This window comes from Nostoc paludosum FACHB-159 (assembly GCF_014698835.1).
Classification (GTDB): domain Bacteria; phylum Cyanobacteriota; class Cyanobacteriia; order Cyanobacteriales; family Nostocaceae; genus Nostoc; species Nostoc paludosum.
The window spans coordinates 167,039-186,570 of sequence record NZ_JACJTU010000011.1 but is presented as its reverse complement, the minus strand read 5'-3'; the positions used below and the strand labels follow the sequence as shown (position 1 = coordinate 186,570).

At 39.4% G+C, this 19,532-nt stretch carries 12 protein-coding genes and 3 tRNA genes; 11 read left to right on the top strand and 4 right to left on the bottom strand.

Going from position 1 to position 19,532, the window contains the following annotated elements:
* Positions 1 to 70: 70 nt before the first annotated feature.
* Both H6H03_RS14070 and H6H03_RS14065 read left to right on the top strand, forming a co-directional pair.
* Positions 71 to 1,033: an alpha/beta fold hydrolase gene (locus tag H6H03_RS14070; RefSeq protein WP_190955706.1), complete on the top strand. Its 963-nt coding sequence runs from the start codon at positions 71 to 73 to the stop codon at positions 1,031 to 1,033.
* 166 nt (positions 1,034 to 1,199) lie between these two features.
* Positions 1,200 to 2,342, top strand: coding sequence for a quinone-dependent dihydroorotate dehydrogenase (locus tag H6H03_RS14065; RefSeq protein WP_190955705.1), 1,143 nt, complete (start codon positions 1,200 to 1,202; stop codon positions 2,340 to 2,342).
* A 216-nt stretch (positions 2,343 to 2,558) separates the two neighbouring features.
* Here the strand turns inward: H6H03_RS14065 and H6H03_RS14060 are convergent, their stop codons facing one another.
* Complete coding sequence (locus tag H6H03_RS14060; RefSeq protein WP_190955704.1) at positions 2,559 to 3,281, bottom strand: hypothetical protein; 723 nt, start codon at positions 3,279 to 3,281, stop codon at positions 2,559 to 2,561.
* Between the two features lie 635 nt (positions 3,282 to 3,916).
* Between H6H03_RS14060 and H6H03_RS14055 the strand changes: the two genes are divergently transcribed.
* The 4 genes from H6H03_RS14055 to H6H03_RS14040 all read left to right on the top strand — a co-directional run bounded on the left by H6H03_RS14055 (position 3,917) and on the right by H6H03_RS14040 (position 6,106).
* A tRNA-OTHER gene (locus tag H6H03_RS14055) sits at positions 3,917 to 4,046 on the top strand.
* A gap of 107 nt (positions 4,047 to 4,153) precedes the next feature.
* Positions 4,154 to 4,280: transfer RNA gene (locus tag H6H03_RS14050), tRNA-OTHER, on the top strand.
* Between the two features lie 60 nt (positions 4,281 to 4,340).
* Positions 4,341 to 4,467, top strand: a tRNA-OTHER gene (locus H6H03_RS14045).
* Positions 4,468 to 4,504: 37 nt separating this feature from the next.
* On the top strand, positions 4,505 to 6,106 hold the full coding sequence (locus H6H03_RS14040) for a TROVE domain-containing protein (protein WP_190955703.1): 1,602 nt from the start codon (positions 4,505 to 4,507) through the stop codon (positions 6,104 to 6,106).
* A 198-nt stretch (positions 6,107 to 6,304) separates the two neighbouring features.
* Here the strand turns inward: H6H03_RS14040 and H6H03_RS14035 are convergent, their stop codons facing one another.
* Positions 6,305 to 8,281 (bottom strand): helix-turn-helix domain-containing protein, encoded by a 1,977-nt coding sequence (locus H6H03_RS14035; RefSeq protein WP_190955702.1) that lies wholly within the window; start codon positions 8,279 to 8,281, stop codon positions 6,305 to 6,307.
* 138 nt (positions 8,282 to 8,419) lie between these two features.
* Here H6H03_RS14035 and H6H03_RS14030 point away from each other — a divergent pair, with 138 nt between their 5' ends.
* A complete protein-coding gene (locus H6H03_RS14030) occupies positions 8,420 to 8,686 on the top strand; it encodes a hypothetical protein (RefSeq protein ID WP_190955701.1) in 267 nt (88 codons plus the stop codon).
* A 499-nt stretch (positions 8,687 to 9,185) separates the two neighbouring features.
* Positions 9,186 to 10,532, top strand: coding sequence for a glutathione-disulfide reductase (gorA, locus tag H6H03_RS14025; RefSeq protein WP_190955700.1), 1,347 nt, complete (start codon positions 9,186 to 9,188; stop codon positions 10,530 to 10,532).
* A gap of 119 nt (positions 10,533 to 10,651) precedes the next feature.
* Here the strand turns inward: gorA and H6H03_RS14020 are convergent, their stop codons facing one another.
* Positions 10,652 to 13,003 carry a CHASE2 domain-containing serine/threonine-protein kinase gene (locus H6H03_RS14020; RefSeq protein WP_190955699.1) on the bottom strand — a complete coding sequence of 784 codons (2,352 nt, stop codon included), beginning with the start codon at positions 13,001 to 13,003 and terminating at the stop codon, positions 10,652 to 10,654.
* Positions 13,004 to 13,745: 742 nt separating this feature from the next.
* Between H6H03_RS14020 and H6H03_RS14015 the strand changes: the two genes are divergently transcribed.
* The 3 genes from H6H03_RS14015 to H6H03_RS14005 all read left to right on the top strand — a co-directional run bounded on the left by H6H03_RS14015 (position 13,746) and on the right by H6H03_RS14005 (position 16,820).
* Entirely contained in the window at positions 13,746 to 14,267 is a 522-nt protein-coding gene (locus H6H03_RS14015; protein ID WP_096535107.1) for a LabA-like NYN domain-containing protein, read from the top strand.
* 90 nt (positions 14,268 to 14,357) lie between these two features.
* Positions 14,358 to 15,962 (top strand): 2-isopropylmalate synthase, encoded by a 1,605-nt coding sequence (locus H6H03_RS14010; RefSeq protein WP_190955698.1) that lies wholly within the window; start codon positions 14,358 to 14,360, stop codon positions 15,960 to 15,962.
* A gap of 195 nt (positions 15,963 to 16,157) precedes the next feature.
* Positions 16,158 to 16,820 (top strand): SnoaL-like polyketide cyclase, encoded by a 663-nt coding sequence (locus H6H03_RS14005; RefSeq protein WP_190955697.1) that lies wholly within the window; start codon positions 16,158 to 16,160, stop codon positions 16,818 to 16,820.
* A 75-nt stretch (positions 16,821 to 16,895) separates the two neighbouring features.
* On the opposite strand, the gene H6H03_RS14000 is transcribed toward H6H03_RS14005, so the two are convergent.
* Positions 16,896 to 19,532 (bottom strand): tetratricopeptide repeat protein, encoded by a 2,637-nt coding sequence (locus H6H03_RS14000; RefSeq protein ID WP_190955696.1) that lies wholly within the window; start codon positions 19,530 to 19,532, stop codon positions 16,896 to 16,898.

Genomic DNA, 19,532 nt, shown 5'->3' with positions numbered 1-19,532 from the left:
CCACAGGTATTAAACTAGTTACGAAAACAGTTATTAACAGCTTAATAGTGAAATACAAAAGGTTTTAATTATGAAACAACGCAACTTTCGTACTATTGAGACAAACGGAGTTAGTTTGAGGACAGTTGTTGAGGGTGAAGGGCCTCTAGTAATTTTGCTTCACGGTTGGCCTCAATGCTGGTATTTGTGGCGTCACCAAATCGACCCGCTTGTGGAAGCAGGCTTTAAGGTGGCTGTTCCCGACCAAAGAGGTTACGGTGGCAGCGATGCTCCAGAAGAAGTCAATGCTTATGACATCATTCATTTAACTGGAGATGTTGTTGGCATTGCTGATGCCCTTGGATATGCAACCTTCACTGTTGTCGGCCATGACTGGGGTGCGCCTGTCGCTTGGAACACAGCATTACTACACGAAGAACGAGTCAATGCTGTTGTTGGTATGAGCGTTCCCTACTCTCGTTACCCAGTGGGAGAATTGACAAAACAAGAAAATTTTGGAGATAACTTTTGGTACATGGTATATTTCCAAAAGCCTGGGATTGCCGAAGCTGAATTTGAAGCCGACATCCGTCGTTCTTTGCGGATGATTTATAGTATGGGTAGTGGCTCTAATGCTCAAGAAATTTTCTTCAAACCTAAACCATCAACCTCCGGTTTTCTAGACGGGTTAATCGATCCTCTTGAGCAACCTCCGGGGATAACCCAAGAGGATCTAGATTATTATGTAGAGCAATATAAACGCAGTGGTTTTCGTGGGGGATTAAATTGGTATCGCAACATTGACCGGAATATGGAAATTACCCCTCAACTGGAAGATAAAAAGATATCACAACCTGCATTGTTCATTGCTGGTGAAAAAGATGTGGTACTAAAGTTTCCTGGAATGAATCTTGATGGAATTAGCAACTGGGTTCCTAACTTGAAAAAACAAATTATCATTCCTGATGTCGGTCATTGGGTAAGCGTAGAGTCTCCCGAAATAGTTAATGAAGCCTTACTGAGCTTCTTAAAAGATTTGCGTTCTCAAAACTAAATCCTCTAAACCCGTAACTGATTCCAAACAAATTGCTACTTGGGTGAAGTGAAGACGCGATGAATCGCGTCTCTACAAAATGGTCTATTTGTCGCATTGTGTTTTTAAATTCGTATAAATTCAGAATTCTGACTTCTGAATTCTGAATTCTCTCTAAATAAAGCTAATGGATATTTATCAAGTTGCAATTCGTCCACTGTTTTTCAATCTGGTAAAAGCAGACCCTGAGTGGTTACACCAGCAGACTATTCGCAGTTTGAATTGGCTATCACAAACAAGCACTTACCCAGCTGGAAGTTGGGTAAATCATCGTCTACAACAATCTTTGTGTTTGTATGATTCACGCCTAGAACAAAATTTGTTTGGGCTAAAGTTTCCCAACCCTGTAGGTTTAGCCGCTGGGTTTGACAAGGATGGCGTTGCTGCTAATATTTGGCCTAGCCTGGGTTTTGGCTTTGCAGAATTGGGAACTGTAACTTTTCATCCCCAGCCGGGAAATCCTCGCCCCCGTTTGTTTCGCTTGCCGTTGGATAAAGCTGCTCTCAATCGTATGGGGTTTAATAATAGCGGTGCAGCCGCAATGGCAGCAAGATTGTCACTAGAAAAACAGGAGTTAACTCGGTCAATACCCATAGGAATAAATTTGGGTAAATCTAAGGTAACTCCTCTGGAAGCAGCCGCACAGGATTATCTTGATAGTTTTCGCCTACTCAAGGATTTGGGAGATTATTTTGTTGTTAATGTCTCTTCCCCAAATACACCAGGACTACGATCGCTCCAAGATGCTGTCATGCTCGGTGCCATCTTAGAATTATTACAAACAGAAAATACATCACAAAAACCGATTTTTGTCAAGATAGCGCCAGATTTAGAATGGGAAGCGATCGCTGACATCATAACTCTTGCTAAAACCTACCAACTAGCCGGAATTATCGCGACTAATACTACTATCAGTCGCGATGGACTCAAAACCCAGGTAATTGAGCAAACCGGGAAATCACCCCAGTCAGAAGCCGGCGGAATTAGCGGTGAACCATTGCGCGATCGTTCTACTGAGGTAATTCGTTTTATTTGGCAGCAAACTCAAGGACAAATCCCCATTATCGGCGTTGGTGGCATTTTTTCCCCAGATGATGCTTGGGAAAAAATTATTGCTGGTGCTAGCTTGATCCAAGTTTATACAGGGTGGATTTATGAAGGCCCACTGATGGTAAGCCGGATTCTTAAAGGTTTGCTTTCCCATTTAGAACAAAGCGGATTAAATTCCATCAGCGAAGCTGTGGGTTTAGAAGCAAAAAGTAAAGCCTGAAACTTCTTTACCAAGAAAGGCAGAAGTACAAAGGCAGAGGGCAGAAGGAAAGAAGTATTAATAAAAACTTCAGTAGTGGGTATAAAGCCCACTTAAAAACAAAAATTATACCGAGACTGCTTGCAGCGAGGTATAAAGCGTCCTTGTTTCAATCCCACTCTTTTAACGGTCGGTTGCCTCCTGCCTCCTGCCTTCTGCCTTCTGCCTCCTGCCTTCTTATTCTTCCAGAGGGAAAAACTCTTTAGTTTTTTCCGAATACGACCAGGCGATACCATCAGGGTCTCTGCTGCGACTCCACTCTGGAAATTCCGGGTCATTTCGGCGTTTATAAACTGTGCTGGAATAGACATTTAGCCGCTTGGCTAGTTCAGATTGAATTAGAGAGCCAAAAACTAATTGTTTTTCAAGCGTTCGTGTAACTTCGTTATGGGTTGGCTGTGGCGGTGCTTCAGTTTCTGGTTCTTCCTCCTGTGCTATGGGTGGCGGTGGTGCTAAAAGCGATCGCGCAGTTTTGGTAACTGGTTGAGCAGGAAGTTGCTTGACAGGCTCACTACTGTCAAGAATATTGCCTAAAATACTGCCAGTTATAAAGTAATAATACTGGTTGTCATCTTCAGAATTTACGATACTAGCGCCAAATTCCTGAGCTTTAGTATCTAAGTAGCGTTTTGCCGTTGTTCCAGGAAAATTACCCCTGATTGCCAAGTCCATTGGCGTCAGTTTGCCTTGATTTTCCCGAACCAACTGATGAAAAATCGGGTTAACTCGCTTAGTCCACTGTTGCCATTGATATTCCTGCCAAAGCCTGAAGGCAATTACCAGCACAATTGCTGCTAGTAAAATTCTCCACGTGGCAACCAGGAAAATAATCAAAAACGAGAGGGGCAAAAGTATAACGAGAAAAGCCTTACCGTTACCTTCTATGGATTTTTCACTCATGCTGATTTTTGCCAAGTGAATTTTAGAAAATTAATACTATCTATCTTGGCAAAAATTTGGACTTTTTTTGTATCCGTTGGCAAATTTTCTGGCAAAAACTTTACTTGATATGGGTTGCAGTTACCAAAACCCAACAAATTGAACGTTATAAGTTAAAAATCCGGCAAAAATTGTTTGCCTGGTGTGATGAAGTGTGGCGATGGCTGCGGCGGGCTACGCCTACGCACCAGGGTAGACTAATACAAATAAATTAGCTTGCCAAACACTTGACATCTAATACTACAAATACTACATTAATAATACAAGCGATGTTCATCAAGGAGTTAGCTTTCCTTAGTAGTGGATAGCTCAAATAATAGAGTGCCCACCTTGCCTGTAAAGGCCGACACATCGAGGGTTATCGCATACATATAACTAAAACACCCTTGATACAACTTCTGGAGATGCAGGTAAAAATCCTGCTCCACTACACCAAATCTAGTGCTGAAATTTAAATTTTGAATTTTGAATTTTGGCGTTGCTGAATCAGAATATGAAATGCCAAAATTACCTTTCCTTTTCTTTGTACCTTTGCGCCTTTGCGACTTTGCGTGAGACAAATTCATATTTTCAATCAGCAACGCCTGAATTTTTATGTGGTGGATAGCTCAGCGGATAGAGCGCCTAAATATCCTTATTCACAACTTGCCTGCAAAGGCCGACGAATTGAGGGTTATCGTTTGCCAAACGGGAGGTCGCGGGTTCAAATCCCGCTCCACTACACCAAATTGAATTTTGAGTGAAGAGTTAGGAGTTAAGAATTAGGAGTTGAAAGTTTTCAATTCAAAAATTTCAAACTCCTAACTCCTCATTCCTAACTCCTAACTTTATATGTGGCGGGTAGCTCAGTGGCAGAGCGCTAAAACATCCTTGTTCACCCCTTGCCTGCAAAGGCCGACGAATTAGGGTTATCGATTGGGTTCGAGAGGTCGCAGGTTCAAATCCTGCTCCGCTACACCAAATAATTTTAGATTTTAGATTGAATTTAAAATCTAAAATCCAAAATCCAAAATTTCCATGTGGCAGGTAGCTCAGTTTGGTAGAGCGCCGAAAAACATCCTTGTTCAACCCTTGCCTGAAAAGGCCGAAGAATTAGGGTTATCGCATTTTAAGCCGGATGTCGCAAGTTCAAATCTTGCCCTGCCACCTTTCATTTTTGCCTGCAAAGGCCGGGAGATGAAGCGATGAATTACAACTTCTTCACTAAAAAGAAAACAACTACACCACAAAATCAGCCTATCCCCGGACGGGAAGCCGAGATGATTCAAGGACGTTCCGGTGGTTGGATGTTTGATGCTGGTATTTGGAAAATGCTGCGCCGTTGTCTTTTGGTTGGCACAGCAAAAAGCACTTACTATGCTGGCAAACAAGAATTAACTGAAGATTTTGTAGCAGTTGTCAGACAAGCTGTTGCTGAAAATCCCAGCCGTGTGGCAGAAGAAATTCTCTATGCCAGCGATGGACGCGCCATCAATAACAGTGCGCCTATCTTGGCTTTAGTTTTGCTGTCAATGGGTGAAGCACCAGAAGCAAAACAAGCGTTTGGTGAAATTTTCCCCCAAGTTGTCCGCACAGGTAGCCATTTCTACGAATGGCTGAACTACACCAAATCTCTGCGGGGATTTGGCAAAGTCGTGCGAGAAGCTGGTAAAACTTGGCTCTCACGGGAAGATGTCAAAGGCTTAGCTTATCAACTGTTGAAATATCAACAGCGTCAAGGCTTTACCCACAGAGATGCATTGCGGTTGTTCCATGTCAAACCGCCTACAGAAAATCACCGTCAACTATTTGAGTGGGTAGTTAGAGGCTGGGAAGAATTGCCAGCAGACATTCCCTCAGAAGCATTGGCGCAGATTTGGTGGTATGAGTGGCTGAAACGCAACCCTACCGAAACCCATGAAGCTATTTTGCAAGGACGCTTAACCCACGAAATGGCTGCACCCGTCGGCAAAATGGACAAAGCTGCTTGGCAGTTATTATTTCAGGAAATGCCAATAGGTGCAATGCTGCGTAACCTGGGTTCTTTGACTGAATTGGGTGTGTTGCGAACTGACGAAACTGCCAACTTGCAGCGAGTGGAAGCAGTTCTCAACAACAAAGAACATCTGCGTAGAGGTCGCATTCATCCGATTGATGTTTTGAAAGCACTCAAAACATATCAATCTGGTGGTAGATTAGGACGCAGCCAGAAGACTTGGAACCCAGTTTCTCCGATTGTGGACATTTTAGAAAAGGCGGTTGAACTGTCTTTTGATGTTGTGCAACCCACAGGTAAAGTTTTCATGCACGCTGTAGACGTTTCTGGTTCTATGGGTAGCTTGGTTGCAGATATGGGGCTGAGTTGTTGTGAAATTGCCACCACAATGGCACTAGTAACAGCAAAAGCAGAGAAAAACTATATGATTCGCGGTTTTGCTACGGAATTCCGAGAATTGGATATCACTGCCAAAGATAGTTTTAGTTCTGCTGTAGCCAAAGCTAGGAATCAAAACTTCGGCGGAACAGATGCCTCTGTGGCTTACGACTGGATGATTAAGAATAAGTTCAAAGCAGATGTTGTCTGCTTTTGGACTGACTCAGAAAGCTGGGCTGGGTATAAGCATCCAAGTCAAGCACTGAAGGAGTACCGCAAAAAGGTAAATCCTGAGGCTAAGGCGGTGTATGTCACCTTGACGCCTTACCAGATTACCTTGGTAGATCCTCAAGATTCCTTGTCTTGGGATTTAGCGGGATTCGATCCGGGTACGCCTCGCATTATCCAAATGCTGGCTACGGGTGAGTTGTAGAGATTTATGGAGGATAAAGTTTTCCTTTATCCTCCTTACTTCATGGCGGGTTACCCTTGTTCGCAACTTGCCTTTCGGGGACGATGAATTGAGGGTTATCGGTTACATCTCCACCATTTTGGGGATTAGCGGGTTCAATTCCCGCACCCGCCTTTTTTATCTCACGCAAAGGCGCAGAGGCGCAAAGAAGAAAGCGATTTAATTTTTAAATGGTCGTTTTTCTATTTCAGCGATGGGTAAGAGTAGAGTGTCTTCGATGTGCGATCGGACTTTATCAGAAGCTTGATTGAGGCAATCCACAAGTAATTTATTAGCATTGTAATACTGTTGAATTAAGTACCATTGCCTCTTTGTAAACTTCCAGTCATGCCCAATATTGCGATATTTAATTAACATTAATCTTAGTTTTCCTGCTAAATCCTTTACTTCATTTGACCAATCATCTTGCCAAGAGTTTTCATATCCTCCACCATACAAGAAAGACATGGAAGTACTGTAGTCCAGAATCTTATTCTCCAAGGTTTGAAGTAAATGTACTAAGTCTGGTTCAAGGTTATATTGTTTAATATCAGCCTTTTTGGGAGCATCAGCAAAAGCATAGGCTAATTCAATATCAAGATAAACTTCATTATAATATTTGTCATTTATTGTTAATTCTAAACCTAAAGCAAAAGCTATTTGCGGATTAAAATCATCTTCAAAGAAAGCTACAACTGGATTAGGGCATAAATGATCAATTGTATGATTAAGCCGGAGCGCTAAATAAAAATAAAACGCTTTAATACTTGGTTGAGTGAAATTACAATTAACCGAAATTGATTTTTGTTGTACCCATATAAGAAATGACTGTAATTGCTGTTGTGATTCTAAAACTTCATCAATTTTTTGTTTAATTAAAACTAGTTGAGTGTTATTCCTATTATCAATTGTGCTGAATTTTTCTACCAATGCTTGACGAATAACTGGATGCAGGTAATATTCCTCATTATAATCTTTTATTAAAGAGCGATCGCATAACTCATTAATAATTCTCTGCTGGCGATTTTTTGGTACATCCCACAGCAAGCAAAATAGCCATACTTTTGGGAGCATAATATCCTGATTAGGATAACAAGCCAGACGACACAATAGTTGATAAGCTTGTAAATTATCATTCTTTAGTTTATTAAATTGTCGCTGTACGAGTTTTTCTAAAGTCGGATGCCTCAATAAATCATCCTGATGCTCCTGCCAATAATTTTTTAAAGATCCTTGTGAAGTTGTAGCGATATCACCACTTAGGATATACATAACCTCAGCATTTCCTCCATAAGCTCGATGCATTTCACGGAGAGCATCAGAATCTATTTGAATTTTTATACTCTCAAAATAATGTTTCCATGCTTCTTCTAATAAACTTTCCAAACGATAATTTTTGAAATTAGGATTACTTACTAGTAAAGGTTCATAAATTAGCTCCCGGCTTGTAATAAGTGTGACTGAATGTACACTATAATGCGCTAGTACATTTAATAATTCTATATAATAGCTGTGCTGGAGTTCTATGAACTCGCCATTTATTAAAGCAGTTTCAAGGTTATTAATCAATACACCAATTTTTTTCATCTGAAGCTGGGTTTTCAACTGCTCCAGCATAATCATGAAATTTTGTTCTGGATTTTCCTTAAAATAATATCTGAGCTTGAACCTTACCCAATCTTCTATTGAGTTTAAATTTTGAGGTGTACTTCCTACACGCAATTCAAGACATTCTAAACCTTGAAGCTCAAACCATTTTGTAGCCAAAGTTGTTTTACCTATACCTCCCTCTGCGTGAATTAGGATAACTTTTGCGCCTTCATTAACTAGTTTATCGAGGTGTGCGATCGCTTGCTCACGACCCACAAAATCAGAGTTGTTGGATATTGATACCTTAGAAACTGACTCTTGAGGCTGAGATTGCACAGCTGATTGAGCAAAGATTCTTGTTAGTTCACCCAGTTCAACCCCCAAGGCAGCTGCTATTTTTTGAAGTGTGGTTGGTGTAGGATTAGCAGTTTGTCCAGTTGCTATCTTGCTAATGACGCTTTTATCCAGACCAGTTACTTGCTCAAGTTTGTATTGGGTAAAGTTTTTTTCTTTGAGTAATTTTTTAAACGCCTCTCCAGCTTCCTTATTCTTTTTAGCTCTTGCCACTGGGGATAAACCTCTATGTCTAACCTTATTCAACGGTTGCACGTTCAACTAGTTGCACAACTACAACTATTCAAATTTTAGAAGACAAACAAAACTAGTTAATACCAAGTAAATCCATAAGTTCAACGAAAATTTGATATGAGTCACAATAACTTACAGCAAGAAGCAATTCAACTTGAGTTACTTAAAAAAACTTTGCACGGTTGGCAGCCAGCTTTTCCAATAGTTGAAAGCTATGAATGGTCAACCGATCGCCTGGAACATCACTTCGGCATTTCACGCAAAGAGTTGTACAAAATCAGGAGTAGACCCCATCCTTGGCGTTCCTCAATTTTGGTTTTTTTACATCTTGGAAAAAATAAATGGCGAGTTTACAGCCTCAACCCAATACAAATTCCGGAATAAGGTAAAAGTCGTTGCCTAAGAATGCGATCGCATTCTTCTTTCTAAGATTAAGCGATCGCCTTTATCATGCCTTAGCTGTATAAATATATACTTATTGCTACGATACAAAAATCTTTATTAAGAATTAGCAAGTTTTAGCCAGAATGGGTTATGCGTAATTTGAGTAATAAATAGCATTTTTTGAAAATCATTCTGAAGATGAGGCTGTTATTTATTGTGGAGGGGATAGACTACGCCCAGGGAAAAGCGATCGCCAACATCGACCTCTTGTAGAATGAGTATGTTGTCTGTTCCACAACAAAATGTCATGTAACTTAGCAATAATGGGGCGATCGCTGTTATTTTTGTAGTAATTGCAGTTCAAGCGGCAATCTGCTACATATTAGCGTGTTTCAGTATCGATTTGTCCACCCAAAGACAGTAGATCAAGTTTTGTCTGAATAACTATAAGGGATTAAATAGCTCTGCTTTCCAAAAAGTTGAAAAGGAACAGATTTTTATGACATTTGATTATGATTTGTTTGTCATTGGTGCTGGGCCTGGGGGATTGGCAGCAGCTAAAAAAGCAGCTAGTTACGGCGTGCGTGTTGCCATTGCCGAACGCGAAGCCCTTGGTGGAACTTGTGTAAATCGTGGCTGCGTTCCTAAAAAACTGATTGTTTGTGCTGCTGACTTCGCGCTGCACAATAAAATGGCATACAGTTATGGGTGGAGTGATTGTCCAACATACTTTGACTGGACATTATTTATTAAATCTGTATACAAGCATGTTGACAGCATTAACGAATCCTATTTTCAGCAATTGCAGAAAGCTGGAATTGAAATAATTCCTGAACGTGCCAGTTTTATCGATGCCCATACTATCAGTGTTGGCGAACGCAAAGTTACAGCAGACAAAATTTTAATTGCTGTGGGTGGCCAACCCCTTAAACCCAATATTCCAGGTATAGAATACGCCATCACATCCCGCGAAATGTTTCAGCTGCCCTATCTGCCGAAACGTTTGGCAATCATTGGCGGTGGCTACATTGGTGTAGAATTTGCCAGCATGATGCACGCTTTTGGCTGTCAGGTGACGCTAATTGAAAAAGAGAAGATGATTTTATCGGGGTTTGATGATGACATTCGCTCTAATGTGCAACAAGCTTTGAGTAAACGCCCAATTAAGTTATTCACTAACACTACCGTTCAAAAAATCAAATATTCAGAAGAGTGTTTGTTGTTAACTATTAATAGTCAAAGCCGAGAAATAGTCGCAGCAGATACTATTCTAGTTGCCGCAGGTTACACCCCAAATACTAAAAATTTAGGTTTGGAAAATGCCCATGTTGAACTTGGCGAACATGGTGCAATCAAAGTAGATGAAGAAAGCCGCACCAACCAAGAAAATATCTTTGCTGTCGGTGACTGTACCAGCCGCATCCAATTGTCTCCTGTGGCTAAGGCAGAAGGTATTGCCTTTGCCAATACAGTTTTTGGCAACAAGCCACAAAAACTAAATTATGATTATGTTCCCTCTGCTGTTTTTTGTCGTCCAGAAGCGGCTAGTGTGGGCATGACTGAGGCCAAGGCACGGGAAAAATTTGGTGAGTCTGTAAAATGCTACTACAGTGAATTTCAACCACTGTTCTATCAGCTAACTGAAAAAGATAAGCAGGCAAGCATCAAGTTAGTAGTAAATGGTGATTCTGAGGAAGTTTTGGGCGCTCATATGGTGGGTGAAAATGCAGCAGATATCATTCAAAGTCTTGGTGTTGCAATTCGCAAAGGCATTACTAAGCAGGATCTAGATGAAACAATAGGCATTCATCCCACGGCAGGAGAAGAATTCTTTTCGTTAAATTAAAATCGATGTAAAATTGAGTAAAATTACGTAGGTTGGGTTTGACTTGTTAACCGACAGAATCTTGCGATCGCGCAACCTACGTTTATCTTTCAATCTAAAATCTAAAATCTAAAATTCCTTCAAGTTGTTTCTGACGAGCTTGCTGGGTAAGATTTTGTAGTAACGTTTAATTCGTCTAAAGTACTCATCGATGAGTCATGTTGTAGCATGGGGTATCCGCTTTGGGGATTGAGCAAATCGCCAGAAGCAATAACTTCGATAGCTCTCAGAGCCTCCAATGCAGACTGATATCGCTCTCTGAAGTCATCCTGCACCATTTTATTGAGAATTTGAGCTAAAGGCTGACTCACGTGCACTCGATCGCTCCATTTTACCTGTCCTTGGGCATCTCTCTCTAACTCGCGCGGTGTGATACCAGTCAAGGCTTTAATCCCAAGCATACCCACTGCATAGATATCACTACTGTATTGTGGACGGCCGAAACATTGCTCGGTTGGTGCGTAACCTTGAGTCCCAATACCGATGGTGAAGGCAGTTTGCTCTTGAGTCTCTAGCTGTGTGGCGGCGACTTCTTTAACTGCGCCAAAGTCAATTAGTACGAGTTTTCCGTCTGAGTGTCGCCGGATGATATTGCTAGGTTTAATATCCCGGTGAATCACGTTGTTTTCATGAACAAATGTTAATGTTTGCAATAAGTCTTTGATGATTTTGATGACTGCTATTTCTTCAATTGCTCTGCCTGGTGGCAATTCGTGGCCCAGAGGATGACCAAGTATGTATTCTTGTACTAAATAAAATTCTTCATCTTCTTCAAAATACGCCAAAAGTTGGGGAATTTGAGGATGAGTTCCCAATTTTTCTAGTGTTTGTGCTTCGGAATTAAATAAACGTCTGGCAAGTTGCAATCCTCCTGGTTTGGTGTTGCTTGGTTTTAGTTGCTTGACAACACATCGCGGGTTACCAGGACGTTGGGTATCTTCAGCAATGTAAGTTTCACTAAATCCCCCTGCACCAAGAACTTTCACAATTCTGTAGCGTAGAGCCAACATTTTACCTGATAAAGCTAAATCTCGTTGTTCAATTAGGTCTTGCAGGTCGTCTTGTTGGCTGATAATTTCTTGAACAACGGGAGAAGTTTTATATTTCTGAAATATGTCTACTAATTGGCGTTTTCTAATGTTTTCTCTAACCACTGAGGTTCCCAGGTAACTCAGTCCGCAAAAAGCGATCGCCACCATTGGTACGCTAGTAGGGAAAATCAACCCATCGTGGACAAATAACCCATAGCTAATTCCTAGCCAAGTACCAGATAAAACTAGACTATAGAGAAATCGATTCAGACTATGCTTATTTCTACTGATAATTAATGCTGAAGTGCCTACTAAAACTAACACAAACAAACCACGTAATGGCGGAGTTTGAATTTCTTCGTTGATAGCTTTACCTGTCATTAAAGTTGCGATCGCATTGGCGTGAATTTCTACCCCCGACATCGGTTCGGGACTCTTACTAGCTGCTACTGGATAATAATCATTGTTTAACTTATCTGTTGAACCAATCAAAACAATCTTATTTTTAAATACTTTTCCCTGCTGCAAATAAGTGTTCCAATTTTCTGGATCGAGTACGTGCCAAAAGGGTATTTGTTCAAATGTTCCCGCAGGCCCCCAAAAATAAATGCGATCGCCTTTTGGTCGCGGATAATTTATTTGTGCTGCCCTCAGCACTGCTTCATCAAAGGAAGGTAGCTTATTTGTAAATAAATTTTCTTCATCTAATAATTTGGGAAATTCACTAGCCAATCGATGAACTTTACCATCTACCTCCACAGGGAAATTAACTGAACCAATGGACACTGACCCTGTGTGAAACATCTGTTGTGGCGGTGTCAGTTGGGTAAACGACCCTTGGTGCGTCTCGAAATTTTCGTAGAGGGCTGCTAAAGCAACTTTGCTACCATATTTTTTCAGTGCTGCTTGCAGTTGGCGATCGTCATTAGGCCCATAACTACTCGGTGTATCAAAAACAAGACCTAACCCTACAGAACGAACACCTGCTTTCATTAATTTTTGAATTACCTGGGCATAAGCAGCACGTTTATAAGGAAAGGATTTCAGTGTTTCTAGGTAGGCATACTGTTGCGGATCTGTTTTATAGTACTGTTCTGGAACTGATATTGACTGATCGTCTATTGCTAAAATTACGATGTCTTCTGGAGGAACAATCGACCCGCGTACTTGAAAAAAGTGAGAAAGTACCTGATTCTCCATCAATTGAACTAAATCCCAACCAGAAGCAGTTAGTAATGCTGCGCCTATTGCCCAAGTCCCAGCCAGTACATGACCTAAGCGAACTATCCACCTAGACTGTCGTGCCGCTGCTGTAGATGTAACTTTCGTCGGTTTACTGGGTAATCTGTTGGCAGCAGAGACAGAGTTTTTGGTTAAGGTAGATGTAGATTCTTCTGCCATATCGTGTTACTGATTGATTTAAGTCCAACATTTTTATTTATTCAGACCACCTTCTTACTACAAGCACATTGAAATAAGACTTAAAATGTTAATCTTATACATTTGTAAAGTATCTTCTATTCTTCAAGAAACTTCGCTTAGCAAAGTTAGCCCCCAAGAGATTATTTCTCAGGCACTGCCTAAGTTATTTCTTGTCTGTTGAGTGAGTTATAACTAGTGATTGTCCCACAGATCGGAACTAATATACTCTACCTGTACACTTGTTTGCTGTGAGATTTTACTCCAACCTAACCAACAGGTATACTCTCAACTGGGTGCTTTACCAGAAAGTGTTACAAGTGTGTCTTCTGCCTTTAGCGGAACTATTGATATTCTCTAGAAAGTATGTCCTGATACTAAAAGCTTTACTTATAGATAGGCATCAACTTATATTCTCCCTTGAGCTTATGCCATACCTCTTTAGGAGTAAACTTTAGTGTTATACAGCTATGAATGCTGTTAATGGGACAATTTTATTGGTAGATTTTGATTACAGGGTGGCTCTTGCAGTACCGGAGGTGAATAAGGCTTAGCACCCAAGTTCTCAACTCTAATGTTGCAGCCGTTTTTATGCTTTGAAACAGGTAGCATTAAAGCTATAGATGAAAAGCTACTTTATAGATATTAGCAAACAAGGCATTTGAAAATTGCTATAATCTATTGTTCCATCTAAATTCATTTATATTATTAGGTGTAAATTTGTATGGGTTCTCCAATGAATCGTCTGTCTATTTTTGTAGACGGAAACAATATGTTCTATGCTCAACAAAAAAATGGGTGGTTTTTTGACCCGCGACGAGTCTTAGAATACTTTAAACACGAGCAGTCAGAAACAACATTAATTAATGCATTCTGGTACACTGGCTTAAAAGACCCACAAGATCAACGAGGTTTTAGAGATGCTCTAATTAGTCTGGGATATACAGTTAGAACTAAAATTCTTAAAGAATACTATGATGATACTTCTGGTCGTTACTCACAAAAAGCTAATTTAGATATTGAAATTGTTGTCGATATGTTCAATACAGTAGACCAGTACGATCGAGTGGTATTATTTAGTGGTGATGGTGATTTTGAAAGAGCAATAGAACTATTACGTTCCAAAAATACACATATTACAGTAGTATCAACAGAAGGAATGATTGCTAGAGAACTACGGAATGCTACGGATAGATATATAGATTTAAATGATATCAGAGATCAAATAGAAAAAACCGATGGCTAATAGATTTAACAATTATTTACAAAGGTAAAAGTAAAAATTAAGTTTGAAGATATTTTGCTCGATAACTAAAAACTAAACAAGAAAGTGCAAATGACAACTAAAACTGATAAAATCCTGATTTTTGATACCACATTGCGAGATGGAGAGCAGTGTCCGGGAGCAACCCTGAATATAGACGAAAAATTAGTCATTGCCAAGCAATTGGCAAGGCTGGGCGTGGATATAATTGAGGCGGGGTTTGCCTTCGCCAGTCCGGGAGATTTTGAAGCCGTTAGCAAGATTGCAGAAATTGTAGGAACAGAAAATGGGCCTGTAATTTGCAGTTTGGCAAGGGCAATTAAGGCGGATATTGAAGCTGCTGCCCAAGCATTAAAACCAGCAGCTAAAGGTAGAATTCACACATTTATTTCGACTTCAGATATTCATTTAGAATATCAGTTGCGGAAGTCACGGGCAGAAGTTTTAGCGATCGCCCAAGACATGGTAGCTTATGCTAAATCCTTCATGGCAGATGTGGAATTTTCGCCAATGGATGCAGCTCGTTCCGATCCGGAATTTCTGTATCAAGTTTTAGAAGCTACCATCGCCGCTGGTGCAACAACAATTAATATCCCCGATACAGTTGGTTACATCACCCCCAGTGAATTTGGAGCGATTATTAAAGGCATTAAAGAAAATGTCCCCAACATCGACCAAGCGATTATTTCAGTTCACGGTCATAACGATTTAGGCTTAGCAGTTGCTAACTTTTTAGAAGCCGTAAAAAATGGCGCACGCCAACTAGAATGCACGATTAATGGCATTGGCGAACGCGCTGGAAATGCATCACTAGAAGAATTAGTGATGGCGTTGCATGTGCGGCGACAATATTTTAATCCTTATTTGGGAAGACCAGAAGAATCTCAAGAATCCCTGACAAATATTGACACCCGTGAAATTTACAGAACTTCACGCCTAGTTTCTAATTTGACAGGAATGCTAGTGCAACCAAATAAAGCGATCGTTGGGACAAATGCCTTCGCCCATGAATCAGGCATTCACCAAGATGGCGTATTAAAAAATAAACTCACCTACGAAATTATGGATGCCCAATTGATTGGCTTAACAGACAATCAAATAGTTTTGGGCAAACATTCAGGCAGAAATGCTTTTCGTACCCGGTTAAAAGAATTGGGTTTTGAATTGTCGGATAGCGAATTAAATAAAGCATTCGTCAGATTCAAAGAAGTTGCAGATAAAAAGAAAGAAATATCCGATCGCGACTTAGAAGCGATCGTTAACGATGAAATCCAACAAGCGCCAGATTTGTTCCGTGTAGAACTGGTGCAAGTTTCCTGTGGTAGCAACGCCCGTCCCACCGCTACAGTTACTCTGCGTACCCCAGAAGGGCAAGAATTAACCGATGCAGCGATCGGTACTGGGCCAGTGGATGCAGTCTACAAAGCAATCAACCGTGTAGTAAACGTGCCCAACGAATTGATAGAGTTTTCTGTGCAGTCAGTAACAGCAGGTATTGACGCTATTGGGGAAGTAACAATTCGTTTGCGTTATGAATCCAGAGTGTTTTCTGGTCATGCAGCGAACACAGATATCATCGTGGCATCAGCGCAAGCTTATGTAAATGCCCTAAATAGGTTGTATGCAGCATTGCAAACTCAACAAAAACCAGAAGGTGTATCTGCACAGAAAGTGTAAAAACACTTGTGTTTTAATTTGCAGTTAATTGAAAAGCGTAAATAGGGTAGCACAGTTAGCTGTGCTACCCTAGTTATTTTATGTATCCTGAATTACTAGCTATTATGAATATTTTTTAATTTATATATTTTCTGATTTGTTTAATATCGAGAAAATTTTATTCTTAAAAGCGATGTTTATTATCAATCAAATTGTATGGTTAGCGAGAAAACGACAGAATTGCCACTTTGGGTACAAGATAGAGAGATAGTCATTGCTCATGATGAAGAAGTACAGTGGCGGGAAGGAAAACGTCCAGATTATTCAGGCACCAATGAAGTTCTTCATCAAGAGAGAAAATTTCATCATCCCGAAGGTTCTTTAGAAGCGATCGCTCAAAATTTAGTCCGCACTTTTGAAATGGAAGCTTCTCATAAATCTAATCCCCAACAATGGCTTTCCATTGTTACTGATAAATTTAAAATGAGTAGCAATGGTGGAGAACAATATACTGCCCAAGAAGTTGCAGAACAAGGAACTTATAACTTATTTATTGGTGAAACAGAGCAGTATAGCTCCAAATCTGAAACCTTTGAATCTTCATTTGAACTTTTTCACACAGCTTTTCCTAATGGCTTTCTTTGGGAATTAACAGAAGTGCTTTCGGGGCCACCTAGTGTCACCTTTAAATGGCGACATTGGGGAACATTTAGTGGTTCCTATAAAAACTATGCACCTACTGGCGAAACAGTAGAAATAGTAGGAGTTAGTATTGCTCGTGTCACTGATGATTTGAAAATTGAGTCTTTAGAACATTATTTTGATAATAATGTTTTTCTGCAAAAATTAACGAGTGGTGGTTGTCCCTTCCATTCCTAAAATTAGAATCATTCCTAATTTTGATTTAGATGCCTTTGCTCTGGGGGCAAACCCCCCTCCAACAAAACTTGTATACTAAGAACATAAGTGTAAAAAGCATCGATTTACTTCACTAATAGCAATAGCACGATGACAGTAGCTTAATGCATCTTTACGTCGCCCAAGTTTAATCAAAGTCTCAATTAAAACTGGAAGTACAATTTCAATCCCTCTTTGGTTTCTAATTTTTTCTTCAATTTCAAAGCCTCTACCTAGTTCTTTAATTGCATCATCAAGGCGCTTTTGTTTCAAAAAAGCCTTACCAAGAGTAGTATGAACTATGGCAGAACTTCGTTCATCATGCAAAGTTTCCTCAAAGATACTTATACTGTCTTTTAAATACTTCAAAGCTAAATTAAATTGATTTTGCTGTAATAACAATCTGCCAAAGCTATGGAGTTGAATTGCTTTTCCTTTAACATCTCCAACTTCTTCTTTAATACTCAAACTAAGTTGAAAATTTTGTTTTCCTTCTTCTATATTGTTTAATTTTATTTGAACTTCTGCCAAGCTGTTTAATACCATCCCCTCACCTTTTCGATTTTTCCTTTCTTTTTCAAGATTTAAACTTTCTTTGAAGATATTCTCTGAGTCAGAGTATTTCTGTTGTTGATAAAAAACTCCACCCAAAGTAGTTAATGCTTTTGCTAAGTGCGCTTTATTGTTTAAACGCTTACCAATTTCAACACTACGGCTAATATTAGCTATACCATCATCCCACCTTTTTTGTTCAATCTGTAAAACCCCCAAGCTATTATATGTAATACCTAATCCCAATAAATCATTTAATTCTTCTTTAAGGTGGATACTGTCTAAAAACTTCTGCTCTGCATTATGAAATTCACCTTGTCTGTGCAATGACACTCCCAAAATTTGAAAAATTTTTGCCTTAGCATGATTACGAAAATCTAAATCATCAACATCATCTAAAAGATTCTCAGCAAGCTGTAGTATATTTTGAGCAGTTTTATGGTCGCCATCAAGGCTCAAATATTTTGCCTGCTGCATCAAAAGATTAACAGCAATTTTATCGTGCTTCAAAAATCTTGCTAATATCTGGAATCCTTCTATAAGCTTTACGGCTCGTTTCCAATAGCCACGTTTTTCAAAATACGGTAAAAGAGCATCAATAAGCTTATATTCTGGGATTTTATATTTGAGAAACCACTCAGCAGCTTCCAGAAAAGACTCAAAATTCGTTTCTATATTGCTCTGACTGCTATGAGTGCTAAGATGTTTATATTTTTTTAACTGGGTTAAAAATTGTAAATATCTTTTTTTAGAAGATTCAATAATAGTAGGTTCAATATTTAATTCATACAAATTAGGATATCTTGCAATATCTTGAGTAAATTTGTGAATTAGTGGTTGAAAAACATAATAATTACGTCTTCTTGATGAAGTTTTAATCAATGAAAGCTGTTCCAAGTATTCCAAATAATTCCCTGTTATTTCTTGGTCACAACCAATTGCTGCTTGTGCTTCATACGGTGAAAATTCTTCATGTTGACAAACGCTTAGTCCTACTAAAAAGTTGACTTCTTCGGTGGTTAAGAATCGCAAGCTCAAAGAAAATGAAGAGCGAATATCAAGATAATGGACTCCTGAAACACGAATTCGTAACTTTTCAATTAGTTTAGCTTGCTCCTGAGCGAGTAAATCTGCATATTCAATTAATAAGTTTATTTTTATATCTTGAGTTAGTAACACTGCATTACTATCGCGATAACGTACAAATCTTGCGTTGAGTTGTCTACCAGCAATCTCTAGAGCTAATGGTAAATTATTCAGTAACTTAACAACTTTTTTGATAGGTTCATCATCTGATAAATCTTCTTCTAAAAGCTGCTTGAAAAATTGAATAGCTTCCTCTTCAGAGAATTCCTCAATTCGAGGTAAGATACCTCTCCACGGCTGAGGAATAATTGAATTGAGTAGTTCTCGCTCACGAGTTGTTACTATAATTGCACATTGATTTCCGTCAGGAAATAAATCTTTAATTTCTGTGTTTTCTGCATTGTCAAATATGAGTAACATTCGGCGTTCTCTAAATATGTCTCGCATCATACGAACAACATTACGTTGCTCGCTTAAAGTAAATTGAACATTAGGACATTCTGCGATAAAAGCTTTGGCAATTTCATTCAATTTATCTCGACCTTTGTAATCGTTGTAAAGTCTTAAGTCAATTGCAATCACTCCCTCTGGAAAAAGTTCTTGCTGATAGTGTTGAGCAAAAAAACAAGCCAGTGCAGACTTTCCAGAACCAGGGGAGCCATATAGTCCAGCAATTCTACACCAACCTGGGTATTTTCTCAGCATTTTGCTAAGGGATTCTAAAGAGCCTTTTTTACCTACAAAGTTTGGTGTAATTTGTGTGAGCTTATAAGGTATATTCTTGTTTGCTTCAATTTGTTGCTGAAGTATTAATCTTTCTTCTTTATAATTTTGAACTCTTTGTTTAATTTCCTGAATTTGATTTTCATACTCTGTCAGTAGATGAGGCAGTCGCTCCGTTCGTCTAGCATCTTCACATCGTTTAAGTAGTTCTTGGTCTTTATGAATATTATCTTCTATATCCCTTAATCTTTGTTGTATGTGCGATGGCGGACGATCTAATTCTTCAATTAGGCTGTGCATCAACCCATATTCTCGATCCTGCTGTTTATTCAT

What these genes read in the sequence shown, in the direction of transcription:
- H6H03_RS14065 (WP_190955705.1), top strand. Translation starts at nt 1,200, where the DNA reads ATGGATATTTATCAAGTTGCAATTCGTCCACTGTTTTTCAATCTGGTA.
- H6H03_RS14000 (WP_190955696.1), bottom strand. Translation starts at nt 19,532, where the DNA reads ATGAATAAACAGCAGGATCGAGAATATGGGTTGATGCACAGCCTAATT.
- H6H03_RS14010 (WP_190955698.1), top strand. Translation starts at nt 14,358, where the DNA reads ATGACAACTAAAACTGATAAAATCCTGATTTTTGATACCACATTGCGA.
- H6H03_RS14030 (WP_190955701.1), top strand. Translation starts at nt 8,420, where the DNA reads ATGAGTCACAATAACTTACAGCAAGAAGCAATTCAACTTGAGTTACTT.
- H6H03_RS14020 (WP_190955699.1), bottom strand. Translation starts at nt 13,003, where the DNA reads ATGGCAGAAGAATCTACATCTACCTTAACCAAAAACTCTGTCTCTGCT.
- gorA (WP_190955700.1), top strand. Translation starts at nt 9,186, where the DNA reads ATGACATTTGATTATGATTTGTTTGTCATTGGTGCTGGGCCTGGGGGA.
- H6H03_RS14070 (WP_190955706.1), top strand. Translation starts at nt 71, where the DNA reads ATGAAACAACGCAACTTTCGTACTATTGAGACAAACGGAGTTAGTTTG.
- H6H03_RS14015 (WP_096535107.1), top strand. Translation starts at nt 13,746, where the DNA reads ATGGGTTCTCCAATGAATCGTCTGTCTATTTTTGTAGACGGAAACAAT.
- H6H03_RS14005 (WP_190955697.1), top strand. Translation starts at nt 16,158, where the DNA reads ATGGTTAGCGAGAAAACGACAGAATTGCCACTTTGGGTACAAGATAGA.
- H6H03_RS14040 (WP_190955703.1), top strand. Translation starts at nt 4,505, where the DNA reads ATGAATTACAACTTCTTCACTAAAAAGAAAACAACTACACCACAAAAT.
- H6H03_RS14060 (WP_190955704.1), bottom strand. Translation starts at nt 3,281, where the DNA reads ATGAGTGAAAAATCCATAGAAGGTAACGGTAAGGCTTTTCTCGTTATA.